This is a genomic window from Acinetobacter sp. N1-1 (assembly GCF_056711485.1).
Genome location: NZ_JBWXUO010000012.1, coordinates 321,837 through 334,721 on the forward strand (window position 1 = coordinate 321,837; position 12,885 = coordinate 334,721).

13 protein-coding genes are annotated in these 12,885 nt (G+C 38.6%); 3 read left to right on the top strand and 10 right to left on the bottom strand.

Annotated features, from left to right (window positions below; all coding sequences use genetic code 11):
- Nucleotides 1–24: 24 nt before the first annotated feature.
- Nucleotides 25–465 (top strand): DUF721 domain-containing protein, encoded by a 441-nt coding sequence (locus AC1MPL_RS01735; protein WP_479763737.1) that lies wholly within the window; start codon nucleotides 25–27, stop codon nucleotides 463–465.
- An 82-nt stretch (nucleotides 466–547) separates the two neighbouring features.
- Here AC1MPL_RS01735 and lpxC read toward each other — a convergent pair whose 3' ends face one another.
- The 9 genes from lpxC to AC1MPL_RS01780 form a co-directional block, all read right to left on the bottom strand.
- A complete protein-coding gene (gene lpxC, locus AC1MPL_RS01740) occupies nucleotides 548–1,450 on the bottom strand; it encodes a UDP-3-O-acyl-N-acetylglucosamine deacetylase (RefSeq protein WP_479763739.1) in 903 nt (300 codons plus the stop codon).
- 122 nt (nucleotides 1,451–1,572) lie between these two features.
- Entirely contained in the window at nucleotides 1,573–2,769 is a 1,197-nt protein-coding gene (ftsZ, locus tag AC1MPL_RS01745) for a cell division protein FtsZ (protein WP_479763740.1), read from the bottom strand.
- Nucleotides 2,770–2,938: 169 nt separating this feature from the next.
- Nucleotides 2,939–4,201, bottom strand: coding sequence for a cell division protein FtsA (gene ftsA, locus AC1MPL_RS01750; RefSeq protein ID WP_479763742.1), 1,263 nt, complete (start codon nucleotides 4,199–4,201; stop codon nucleotides 2,939–2,941).
- A gap of 64 nt (nucleotides 4,202–4,265) precedes the next feature.
- On the bottom strand, nucleotides 4,266–5,117 hold the full coding sequence (locus AC1MPL_RS01755) for a cell division protein FtsQ/DivIB (protein ID WP_479763744.1): 852 nt from the start codon (nucleotides 5,115–5,117) through the stop codon (nucleotides 4,266–4,268).
- Nucleotides 5,118–5,119: 2 nt separating this feature from the next.
- Nucleotides 5,120–6,046, bottom strand: coding sequence for a D-alanine--D-alanine ligase (locus tag AC1MPL_RS01760; RefSeq protein ID WP_479763746.1), 927 nt, complete (start codon nucleotides 6,044–6,046; stop codon nucleotides 5,120–5,122).
- 46 nt (nucleotides 6,047–6,092) lie between these two features.
- The gene (murC, locus tag AC1MPL_RS01765) at nucleotides 6,093–7,541 is read right to left on the bottom strand and encodes a UDP-N-acetylmuramate--L-alanine ligase (protein ID WP_479763748.1); all 1,449 of its coding nucleotides are present in this window, start codon (nucleotides 7,539–7,541) and stop codon (nucleotides 6,093–6,095) included.
- Nucleotides 7,542–7,553: 12 nt separating this feature from the next.
- On the bottom strand, nucleotides 7,554–8,651 hold the full coding sequence (gene murG / locus AC1MPL_RS01770) for an undecaprenyldiphospho-muramoylpentapeptide beta-N-acetylglucosaminyltransferase (protein WP_479763749.1): 1,098 nt from the start codon (nucleotides 8,649–8,651) through the stop codon (nucleotides 7,554–7,556).
- Nucleotides 8,652–9,016: 365 nt separating this feature from the next.
- Nucleotides 9,017–9,961 carry a glutathione synthase gene (gene gshB, locus AC1MPL_RS01775; protein WP_479763751.1) on the bottom strand — a complete coding sequence of 315 codons (945 nt, stop codon included), beginning with the start codon at nucleotides 9,959–9,961 and terminating at the stop codon, nucleotides 9,017–9,019.
- A 44-nt stretch (nucleotides 9,962–10,005) separates the two neighbouring features.
- Nucleotides 10,006–10,824: a shikimate 5-dehydrogenase gene (locus AC1MPL_RS01780; RefSeq protein WP_479763752.1), complete on the bottom strand. Its 819-nt coding sequence runs from the start codon at nucleotides 10,822–10,824 to the stop codon at nucleotides 10,006–10,008.
- A gap of 160 nt (nucleotides 10,825–10,984) precedes the next feature.
- Between AC1MPL_RS01780 and AC1MPL_RS01785 the strand changes: the two genes are divergently transcribed.
- Nucleotides 10,985–11,197, top strand: coding sequence for a DUF1737 domain-containing protein (locus tag AC1MPL_RS01785; protein ID WP_479763754.1), 213 nt, complete (start codon nucleotides 10,985–10,987; stop codon nucleotides 11,195–11,197).
- 28 nt (nucleotides 11,198–11,225) lie between these two features.
- On the opposite strand, the gene pyrE is transcribed toward AC1MPL_RS01785, so the two are convergent.
- Nucleotides 11,226–11,876, bottom strand: coding sequence for an orotate phosphoribosyltransferase (gene pyrE / locus AC1MPL_RS01790; protein WP_479763756.1), 651 nt, complete (start codon nucleotides 11,874–11,876; stop codon nucleotides 11,226–11,228).
- A 40-nt stretch (nucleotides 11,877–11,916) separates the two neighbouring features.
- On the opposite strand from pyrE, the gene AC1MPL_RS01795 reads away from it, so the two are divergent.
- A complete protein-coding gene (locus tag AC1MPL_RS01795) occupies nucleotides 11,917–12,738 on the top strand; it encodes an exodeoxyribonuclease III (RefSeq protein WP_023273217.1) in 822 nt (273 codons plus the stop codon).
- The last annotated feature ends 147 nt before the right edge of the window (nucleotides 12,739–12,885 follow it).

Here is a 12,885-nt window from a genome sequence, read left to right on the forward strand (position 1 = left end):
GTCATTTATAAACAGAGTAATGCAATGTCACAACCCACCAAGTTTTTCGAAACAGCAAATAAAAAAACAAATAAATCAAGTAATGTAAAACACTTAACTCAACAAGTGGCATATTGGCAAAAGCTTACAAACATTATTCAGCCGCTTTTACCACAACCCGAAAACTGGCAGGTTGCATGTTACCAACATGGTATCTTGACATTAACAGGTGAAAATCAGGCAATGATTAGTCAACTTGGCTATTTGCAAAAAAACTACGTGCAAAAGCTCACAGCACTTGATGCTTTCAAAGACTTAGAAAGAATCAATGTCAGATTACGCCCTAAAAAAAATATTCCTAATACACCTAAAGTATCTCAACCTCTTCCTGAGGAAACACAAAATATGCTTAAAAGTGCTGCAAGTTTTGTAACTGACCCAAAACTTAGCCAAGCACTACTTAATTTTGTTAATCACAAAAAGTAACGTGCTCAATTATTATATGTTTCACAAATATGAGCAATTTTAGTTCACGTTTTTAAACAAACATATATTTTCTATGAATTGCTTAAATTACACCGACATAAGGGATAGGACAGTTTTTAATATCATCAAATGTTACAATTTCATAAGACGAAGGGTCACTTTTCACATTACGCAATAGTTGGTTATTCAGTGCATGTCCTGATTTATACGCATCGAACTTTGCAATAACCTGATACCCCAATAAATAAAGATCACCAACTGCATCTAAAATTTTATGGCGGACAAACTCATCGTTATAGCGCAGACCTTCTTCATTCACTACACCATTTTCATCAACACCAATTGCATTTTCTAAGCTTGCCCCTAAAGCCAAATTATTGGCCTTTAAAAAGTCTAAGTCTTTCATAAAACCAAATGTACGTGCATCACTTACTTCATATACAAATGTTTCTGTAGAGAAGTCGATTGTTGCAGACTGATACTCTCTTGCAAAAGCGGGGTGATCAAAATCGATTGTAAAGTTTAACTGAAAACCATCATGTGGCGAGAACTTCGCCGTTTTATCATTAATTTGAGCATCAACAGGTTTTAGAATCTTAATAAATTTCTTCGGTGCATCTTGCTCAACAAGTCCACCTTGCATAAGTAAATAAATAAATGGTCCAGCGCTACCATCCATAATAGGTGCTTCAGATGCAGACACCTCTACAATGAGGTTATCAATACCTAATGCAGCAATTGCACTCATGACATGCTCAATTGTCCCAACCTTCAAGTCACCTTGAATGAGGTTGGAGCACATAAATGCTTCCTGAATAAGCATCGCATCTGCTGGAATATCCATAGGTGGCTCAACATCAATACGACGAAAAACAATGCCCGAATCAACCGTATGCGGCACAAAATTAATCATTACTTTTTGTCCGCTATGCAAACCAATTCCGCTGGCTTTAACAACACGTTTGAGGGTACGTTGTTTCAACATCTGTACTCATCTTCTACCTATAAATCGGCTATACGTTAGCACATTTAGCCATTGATAAAAAAGAAAAAAGGTAGATGAAACACCTACCTTTTTTTAGATTAAAACCATCGGGCAAGCAAATATTACCTACCTTGTTGTTTTTTAAGGTATTCCTGAATACTCATTGGACTTGGTCTTGCATTCGACTGTGCAGCAGTTGGTTCATGTTGTGATGCATTTTCAGCCTGTTGTTGTCGCTGAATTGCAGGAATCTCATCTTCAGACACTGGTTGTTGGCGTGCTGCTTGCTGATGTGCAGCTTGATGCACAGCAACTTTTGAAGGTCGAGTTTCTTGCTTATTTGCATTACGAGTCAGCCCCGTTGCAATCACAGTTACACGAATCTCATCACGTGCCTCTGGATCAAAAACTGTTCCAAAGAAGATTTCACCTTCATCTAAATCAACAATTTGGTTCACAACATCAGTAATAATTTGCGTTTCGCGTAAAGTAACGTCATTACCACCTGTAATATTAATGAGCGCGCCTTTGGCATTCATAATATTTACATTATCGAGTAATGGACTACGAATTGCTAAACGTGCAGCCTCTTCAGCACGCTCTGGGCCAGAGCTCTTGCCTTCACCCATCATTGCATAACCACGTGTACTCATTGCTGTTTTTAAATCGGCGAAGTCGAGGTTAATATGCCCCGGACGTACAACCAAATCAAAAATACTGCGTACAGCACTTAGTAACACATCATCTGCTTTACGATAAGCATCTTGCATTGAAATATCGCCATAGACATTCAATAAGCGTTCATTTGGAATAATAATTAATGAATCTACAAATTGCTCTAGTGCCTCAATCCCTTTTTCTGCAGATTTTTGGCGACGGCGACCTTCAAAGTTAAATGGTGTCGTAACAACACCAACAGTAAGCAGCCCCATCTCTTTAGCAACTTCTGCAACCACTGGTGCTGCACCTGTACCTGTACCACCGCCCATACCTGCGGTTACAAATACCATATCTGCACCTTCTAAGTGCTGACGAATTTGCTCACGACTTTCTTCTGCTGCAATTTGACCCACTTCAGGGTTTGCACCCGCACCAAGTCCTCGTGTGCTTTGCTCACCTAGTTGGATTTTAAAGGGTGCATTCATACGGTCTAATGCTTGTTTATCTGTATTTGCACAAACAAACTTCACACCTTTAATATCTGATTGCACCATGTGCTGAACAGCATTACCGCCCCCACCACCTACACCAAATACAGTGAAACGGGCTTGACCGTTACCATCAAGTTGTTCGTCGTCTAAAAATTCAAATGAGGCCATGACCTTGAGCGTTCCTAATGTTTATTGGCAGCCACTTGAGCCCGTATACTGCCTTGCACTTCATAATTAAAAATACAAATTTTTTTTAGGATGAAGTGAGAGAGTGACCTTTGTCAAGTATCAACATTCGCACTTACAATATCCCTACAACTTCTAAACTGAGTTTAACTTAAAAAATTGACTTCAGCTTATTATTTAATGTATTCCATCCACTTTTTAAACGCTCTACAAACGTTTGATCTTCTTCATCACTTTGCACATCAAATGCCTCCGAGATTTCTCTTTGGCTATACATAAGTAACCCTGCTGCCGTTGCATATTGTGAACGACGCAATGCAGGAAGCAACTCATCCACTGCTGTTACTTGTATTGGCGCATTTCCAAGATGTGCAGATATTCCAACCACTCTACGTGTGAAATTAACCATACCTTCAATTTGGCATGCATCTCCTGTTAGAACAATACCATGATATAGACCATGAATTGCACCCGTGCCTTCTAAATCATTGCGAATTTTGTTTAAAATTTCCTCATAGCGCGCAATAATAATCTCGCTAAGCTCTATACGACTAATCGTTTGAGGTCCTTCAATCCCTTGTACTTGTATCATATGATCTGGTTTTACTGCATTTAAATCGATACAACCATGTAAAACTTTCAGCCTCTCAGCTTCTTCAGTGGTTGTTTGCAATACTGCTGCAATATCTCGTGTGACATTTTCACCACCAATAGTATAGGTTTGTGTCAAAGCAAGTCGACCATCTAGATATACAGCAACACTGGTGGTACTTGCACCTATATCAATAAGGCATACACCATAGTCTTTTTCATCTTGCAATAGACTTGCTTCAGATGTCGGAAGACAAGAAATGACCATCTTCTCTACACCAATACTTGCCCCTTTCATTGCTCGATCAAGGTTTTGCATGGTATTGATAGGTAGCATCATTAGTTGATAGTGCCCAGTGATCTGCTGTGCTGACATTTCTACAGGATTCACGACCCATTGATCTGTACCATCGAGTTCAAACCCTAAAGGAACAGCACTAGATAAATAATAGTCAGGTATAATATGTTGCTCTTTCGCAAGTTCTAATGCGCGTACAACTTCATTGGTTGTTATTATTTTTTCAGGATTCTGAATAGGTGTCGTACCAACTGCATAAAAGCTTTTCAAGTCTGTACTTGGAATAGATACCCATGCAGAGTGAATACGACATTCAGCCATATCTTCTGCCTCTGATACTGCATTTTTTATTGCAGCAATCACCTTATCTAAACTGACTATTTTGCCCTTACTCATTCCACGGTTTCGCGCGGTGGCCATCCCCACAACTTCAATATTGTCAGGAGAATGTACCTTTCCTATTAGAACCGCAATTTTATGCGTTCCAATATCTATTGCTACAACTGAGGAAACAGCGTCACTCATTACCTAATACCATTTATTTATCATTAATTTTGGCGTATATACGCCTGCTATGTTAAACCGCGTATTATCGCTTGCTCTTCTCTATTCCTGCAATGGGAGAGTCACTATTCGTTACAACAAATTGACCATGCAATACAGGTGGATGACCTTTCCATTGAATAGATAGGCCATTTCTATAACGTAAGTCAATTGTTGTAATTTGTGACCATACAGGCTCTAAATCTCTTGAAGCCATTTGACTGAGACGTTGCAACTTACCCATCGTTTGATCTTGGTCAACAATAACCCTTAAACCTGTATCAAACTGCATAAACCATGTCATGCGCTCAGTTAAATATAGTTCTTTTAAATGTAAATTTAACGGTTGAAACAATTGATTAATTTCATTGTAACGACGCATCATAAGTTGTGCTTGTGTTGCAGGACCATGTAACAATGGCAAATTCGCATGATTTTGAGGTACAGCTTCTTTAAACACTGTACCATTATCACTAAGTAAGCGACCCGTCCCCCAACGTGCCACAGGATGCTGGGGAATAATACGCAATCGAATTTGGTTTGGCCATGCACGAGAAACAACCACATGGTCAACCCATGAAATATCTAACGCTCGATCACGAATTTGCTCTAAATCGGCAGTAAAATAATTATTTTTTACAATAGGTTGAACATAGCTTACTACTTGTTGGTTTTCTATAGTTGAATCTGTACCTACAACATCTAAATCAGCAACATGTGCATCTGTAATAACTTTATACAATCCATAAGCACCTGCCAAAGCAACCACAGTTGCAAAAATAAGAAGTAACCACCCTCCTAAATTTGCAATCGTCTCTTTTTTCGATGGTGGCTTATCGTGAATAGAAGTCACTGCTACCGTAGGTTTACGGCGCATTGAAGCAGGTAGTTGAGCCATAACTAGCCAGCCGCTTTTATTGTTTGTTCTAAAATTGCCAAACACAACTCATCAAAGCTATAACCGACTGCTTGTGCAGCTTTCGGTACAAGCGAATGACTGGTCATTCCCGGTACAGTGTTCACCTCAAGCAACCAAAAATTGCCATGCTCATCTTGCATTGCATCTATACGTCCCCAACCACTTGCACCAACTGCTTGGAAAGCACGTAAAGTTAATGACTGTAGTGCTTCTTCATCTTCAGCAGATAAACCACTTGGAATACCATATTGCACATCATTACGCTGATACTTTGCGTCATAATCATAAAATGCAACGTCTTCAGGTGGCTGCAAACGAATAACTGGCAATGCCTGACCATTCAGCACTACAATCGTATATTCACGACCTGTAATCCATTTTTCGGCCATAACCACATCATCTAGTGCTGTTGCTTTAGCAATAGCTGTCGCAAAGTCTTCAGCTTTTTCAACCTTGCTCATACCAATACTAGAGCCTTCATGTACTGGTTTAATAATGAGTGGTAGACCTAAAGCTTCAATTACATCATTTACAGGGGTTTCTTTAGTTACAATACGGTAAGGCGCAGTCGGCAAATCACTCCCCTGCCAAATCTGCTTAGTTTTTACTTTATCCATACCTATTGCAGAACCTTGTACGCCTGTTCCAGTATAAGGTATGTTAAGCCATTCAAGCACACCCTGAATTTGACCATCCTCACCACCACGACCATGCAAGACAATAAACGCACGATCATAATTTACAAGTTCTGTAACGGAACGCTCTTTAGGGTCAAATGCTTCAGCCTGTACACCTGAATTTAATAAAGATGTAAGTACTGATTTCCCACTATCTAAAGAGACATCTCTTTCAGCAGAACAACCGCCAAGTAAGACCGCAACTTTGCCGAATTTAGAAGCATTTGACACATTTATTTCCTTAAACTTTAAATAATGATAAAACCTATTGAACGATTTACAAAAACAATTTCTTTTGTGCTAACTCTGCAGAAATCGCGCCAACATTGCCCGCACCTTGCGTTAGCACTAAATCATTTGACTTTAATACGCCTTTAATTACACTTTCAAGATGCTTTTCATCTATTGGATCGACAAGTATCGGTTCAACCTGACCACGCAAGCGAATACTACGTGCCAACGCACGACTGTCCGCACCAACTACTGGCTTCTCACCCGCAGGATAAACCTCTAATAAAATAAGCTGATCTACTTGTGAAAGTACATCTACAAAGTCATCGAAACAATCACGTGTTCTAGAGAAACGATGGGGCTGAAAAACCATAACTAAACGGCGATCTGGGTGACTCTGACGCGCAGCTTTAATCGTTGCATCTACTTCTTTAGGGTGATGACCATAATCATCAATTAATTTGACAGTCCCGTTATCAAGCGCATATTCACCTTGAATTTGGAATCTACGACCAACACCACTAAATCCTGCTAAGGCACGGCTAATAGCAGCATCAGAAACACCTTCATCTGTAGCAACACCAATAGCAGCCAATGCATTGAGTACATTATGCAATCCTGGCTGATTAATGGTTAAACGTAATGGTTCATGCCCTTTACGAAGTACTGTAAAGTGCGACTGCATACCATCTTGTAGGATATCAATTGCACGAATATCATTATCTTCTTCAAAACCATACGTCAGTATTGGACGTGCAAGTCTTGGCATAATTTCGCGAATATTTGCATCATCTCCGCAGACCACTGCTAAGCCATAAAATGGTAATCTACGTGTAAATTCAACAAAGGTATCTTTTAACTTATCGAAGCTTCCTTCATAAGTATCCATATGGTCTGCATCTATATTGGTAATAATTGCAGCCATTGGTTGTAAATACAGGAATGACGCATCTGATTCATCTGCCTCTGCAACAATAAAGCGACTTTCTCCCAATGCTGCATTTACACCTGTACTATTGAGCAAACCACCAATCACATACGTAGGATCAAAGTTTTCCTCTGCGAGCATCGTTGTAAGCAAGCTTGTTGTTGTCGTTTTTCCATGTGTACCTGCAACCGCAATTCCATGACGGTAACGCATCAACTCACCTAACATTTCTGCACGGCGAACCAATGGAATACGCTGTTCTATTGCTGCTTTAATCTCTGGGTTTTCAGGATCAATTGCTGTAGAAACCACAATTACATCTGCATTTTTTACATTATCTGCAGAGTGACCAATAAAAACAGTTAACCCATCTTTTTCTAATTGCGCTGTTGTTTTTGAAGCTTTAATATCAGACCCTGATACATGATAACCTTGGTTTTTTAACACCTCGGCTATACCACACATACCAGCACCACCAATACCTACAAAATGAATATGCTTAATACGACGCATTTCAGGAACTTTAATCAATTTTTTTGCTTGTTGAGCAGGAATTGCTGGAGACATATAACTCTCTAACTATAATGTTTCAATTAAATGAGCGACTTGTTCTGTCGCATTTGGTTGTGCATGTTGGCGAGCTTTCACTGCCATTTCAGATAAGAACTTACGGTTCATTAATGGTGCTAGTACATCTACAGCATGTTCCACTGTAAACGTTGCCTGTGGACAAAGCTTAGCCGCACCAATATCTGATAAAAATTTTGCATTTGCTGTTTGATGATCATCTACAGCACTTGGCAGTGGAATAAATACAGATGCAACGCCTGCCGTTGCCACCTCAGTAACTGTAAGTGCTCCCGCTCTACAAATAATTAAATCGGCATCACTATATGCTTTTGCCATATCTTCAATAAATGGAACGGTATTGACTTGAATATGAGCAGGTAAACCCTGATATTTTGCCTGTGTTGCTTCTAACTTTTGTTGACCGCATTGATGTGTAATCTGTAATGGCACCGTAAGCTGTTTAAATGCTTCGGGTAATGTTTCATTGAGTGCTTGAGCACCTAAAGAACCACCGACAACCAAGATATTCAAAGGCTGATTGTTTTTTTCTCGTTGCTCATAACGCCATGCTGGACTCAGTATTTGCGCAATTTCTGCACGTACAGGATTGCCTGTCGTCACCACTTTTTCACTTTCAGGAAAGGTTTTTGGAAACGCTTGGCAAATCTTCTTGGCCATACGTGCAAGTTGAAGATTGGTAAAACCAGCAACAGCATTTTGTTCATGAACTAAAACTGGAATGCCAAGTGCACGCGCAGCTAAGCCACCTGGCCCTGCAACATACCCGCCAAAACTTGCAACAACATCAATTTTTTGCTGTTGAATAATTTTAATGACCGCAAACGTAGCTTTTAAAATCTTGAAAGGAGCAATAATTTTACGAATAAGACCATTTCCTCTCACACCCTGAATATCAATTGGATAAATTGGAATAGCTTCATTTTGAAGTAATCTATTTTCCATACCATTTGGTGTTGCTAGCCATGAAATTTGATGCCCTTGTTGTTGTAGTAATTTTGCTACGGCAAGCGCAGGAAAGACATGACCACCTGTTCCTGCGGCCATCATAAGAATATGTTTAGATTGGGACTTTTGAGAGTTGCTCACGTGTATAATACTTCAGTTATAAACTATTAAATTTTCATATCTTCTTATTGTAATCATAAACTACTTCATGCGTGAACGATTTTCACATCGTTTAAACAATTTTAGAAGAATTGCACCATTGTATGGCTTTCTCTCTGAATAAGAAGTTTATGATAGGCACTATATATTTTAGACTAAACAATCAATTTATATATATCAACTCATCATATAAATTCAGTAATAGCTAGATTTTTGGACTAAATTATTGATTAGTCTACTCTGTATAAGACAAAAATTACAACCCAAGTCCTATATTTTATATAAAGTGCAAAAAAAATCACAATCATTGATATGAGCGCTTACTCTCATATCAATGCTATTAATACTTAACTCACTCGACCTTGTTCAAGCATATCGAATAACGTATCTGCAATAGATGTTCCAAATTGAGAATCAATTTCACGAATACATGTTGGACTTGTTACGTTAATTTCTGTGACATACTCACCAATCACATCTAGACCTACAAAAATAAGTCCTTTTTCACGTAATATTGGACCAACTTTAGCTGCAATTTCTTTATCTTTTTCTGTAAGTGGTCGAGCCTCACCAAGACCACCTGCTGCCAAATTACCACGGACTTCACCATTTTGTGGAATACGTGCTAAGCAGTAAGGAATTGGCTCTCCATTGACCATAAGAATACGTTTATCCCCTGCTGTAATTTCAGGAATATAACGTTGTGCCATGATTGGTTGCTTACCTAGTTCCGTTAACATTTCTAATGTTGAGCCAATATTTGCACCTTGTGCATTTAAACGGAATATTCCACTTCCACCCATACCATCAAGGGGTTTTACAATGACATCTTGATGCGTTTGAATAAACTCTCGAATCAATGATTGCTGAGAAGTTACAAGTGTCGGTACTTGTAGTTCAGGAAATTGAGTCGCAAAAAGCTTTTCATTGCAATCACGCAATGATTGAGGCTTATTAATAACCCAAGCACCTTCTCTTTCGGCCTGCTCTAAAATATAAGTTGTATACACAAAGTTCATGTCGAAAGGAGGGTCTTTTCTCATTAATACCACATCATATTCAGCCAATGATTGTGATTTTTTCTCACCCAATTCATAGTATTTTTCTGAATTTTCAAAAACTTGAAGTGGTGAGATAAGACCATATGCTTTACCTTGATTAATGTATAAATCTTGCTGTAACACATAACCAAGTTCATGACCACGCCTAGACGCTGCCCACAGCATTGCCATTGTCGAATCTTTTTTTACATTGACTTGCTCAATCGGATCCATCACTACAAGTACGCGCATTATTTTCTTCTCATGCAATTAAAGTTTAGTTCATCATACTGCGATCAGACTATACGAGAAAAGGTCGCAGCAGCATGAAATAATTCTTTTTCAGGATAAACCCCTGTATATAAGTAAAACTGCTCTAATGCCTGTAATGCAAAAACCTCAGAACCTGAAATTGTTTTTTTACTATATTTTTGAGCAATCTGAATTAAGGGTGTACTTTCAGGCAGTGCAACGACATCAAAAATAATTTGAGCACGCTGTATTACAGTTTCTGAAAAAGAAAGCTCTTGTTCATACCCTGCACCTTGCATTCCTACAGGTGTTGCATTAATTAAAAGATCAGCTTCATCTATATCGGATAGTTCTTTTTTCCACACATAACCCGTTGCCTCTGCAAGTGCAGAGCCAGATATTTCATTTTTTGCAAGTATAATCCCATTTTTAAAGCCCTTACTTTTCAATGCAAATGCAACTGCTTTTGCCATTCCCCCACTGCCTTTAAGCACAAAGCGAATATTTGAATCAATTTCATGTTTTTCAATAATTTTTTGTATGGCAATATAGTCGGTATTATATGCTTTTAATACACCGTCTGTATTTACAATAGTATTTACAGACTGAATTTCTTGTGCGGAGGCATCTATTTCATCGACTAAAGGAATGACCACTTCTTTATATGGCATAGAAACTGCGCATCCCCGTACAGGCAACCCACGTACACCAAGTATGGCTTGTGTAATATCATGTGGTGCAAAGGCTTTATACATAAAATTTAAGTTAAGTGCTTCATATAAATAATTATGAAATCGTGTTCCAAAATTACTCGGCTTTGCCGCTAATGACATGCATAAAACCGTATCCTTATTTATTCTCATATTCTTCCCTATTACTTTTCATTTTCCTGAGTATTTATACTATCACTTTGAATTCAAAATACCTTGCAAACTTGCTTGTTTGTAAAATTTCTACAACGATTATTAAATTTAGAAGCTATCTCTGTCATGATAATCAGCCAATAATCATGGAGTTAAAAATATGAAGCTATATCGCTACCTAACAGGTGTTGATGACTCTGCATTTTGTGCACGCGTCAGCAAAGCCATCAATTTAGGATGGGAGCTATATGGCTCACCAACTATGTCATTTAATGGTGAAAATATTATTGTTGGACAAGCAATTTGTAAGGAAGTCGCTAAAGATTATGAGGAGGATACAGATATTTTATCCGAGCTAAAATCTGCCTCATAAAAAAGGAGCCTTTCGGCTCCTCTCATATTTAAATACCATACTTCACACGATATGCCTGCATACCAGCAAGTGCTTCTTGATCACCTTTTTGTTCTAGATAATCCATCAAATCTTTCATTGTAATTAATGCATGCACTGGAATTTCAAGTTCTTTTTGTACCTCTTGAATTGCAGAAAGCTTTCCTTGTCCACGCTCTTGGCGATCTAAGGCAACCAATACCCCTGCAATACTTGCACCTGCATTTTTAAGAATTTCAACCACTTCACGAATTGCTGTACCCGCTGTGATTACATCATCAATAATCCATACTTTTTTACCTGCAACCGATGCACCCACTAATACACCACCTTCACCATGGTCTTTGGCTTCCTTACGGTTAAAACCCCATGGTACACTTTGATCATATTGTTGTGATAAAGCAACTGCCGTTGCTGCAACAAAAGGGATGCCTTTATATGCTGGGCCAAAAATAACCTCAACATCATTACAAGCCATGAGTTGTGCTGCGTAACCCTGTGCTAAAAGAGATAAAGCCTCACCATCGTTGAGTAAGCCAGCATTAAAAAAATAAGGGCTCACACGTCCCGATTTTAAAGTAAACTCACCAAACTTAAGCACACCACGTGATAAGGCAAGTTCAATAAAATCTTTAGGGTTAAATTGATTCGGCGTTGTCATGCGGTGCTCCATTTTTTAGATATTGAGGTCAAACTGGCATATGATACCAAAGGATCACTACCCAAGTGATGAAAAAATTCTTCGAGTTGTTTCTCTTAACGTCAATGGTCTACGTGCATCGGTAAAAAAAGGGCTTCTTGAATGGCTTGAGCAGTCAGATGCAGATGTTGTTTGCATTCAAGAAAGTCGTATTACTCACGTACAATGGACAGATCAATTTAAGCCTGAAGGCTGGCATACACATTTATTTCCTGCTGAAAAAGCAGGCTATGCAGGTACAGCCATATATAGTCGTTTGCCTTTTGTATCGGTAAAAGATGGACTAGGTTTTGAACTTGCAGACAGCCAAGGGCGTTTTACTGCTGCCGAGTTTGACCTTGGTTTAGAGAAAAATGTTTATATTTGCTCACTTTATCTACCATCTGGGTCTTCTGGTGATGAAGCACAAGCAAGAAAAGAAGTTTTTCTAGAACACTACCAAAATATTTTAAAACAGTGGCGAGATGAAGATAAATCCATCATTATTTGTGGCGACTATAATATCGTTCATAAACGCATTGATATTAAAAATTGGTCAGGCAATAAAAATTCATCGGGCTGTCTACCACATGAGCGTGCATGGCTAGATCATATGTACGATGATCTTGGCTATGTCGATACATTTAGAGAGGTTCGCCCTGAAGCAGAATTGTATTCATGGTGGTCTAATCGAGGACAAGCTCGCGCAAAGAATGTTGGATGGCGTATAGACTATCAGGCTTGTTCGCCCGATTGGAAAGCTCGTACTGTAAATGCTTGGGTGTATCGTGAACAATGGTATAGCGACCATGCACCAGTTATTATTGACTACCGTATTAAATAATCCAAATAGAGGAGGCTAACAAAGCGTTGCCTCCTTTTCTATAAATAAAAAATGTGATTATCTGTACTCTAATTCTAAAAAATATTCTACTTTTAATATATCGTTATAAAAACAACCTTTTTGAAACAAACCTATATTTATGATATG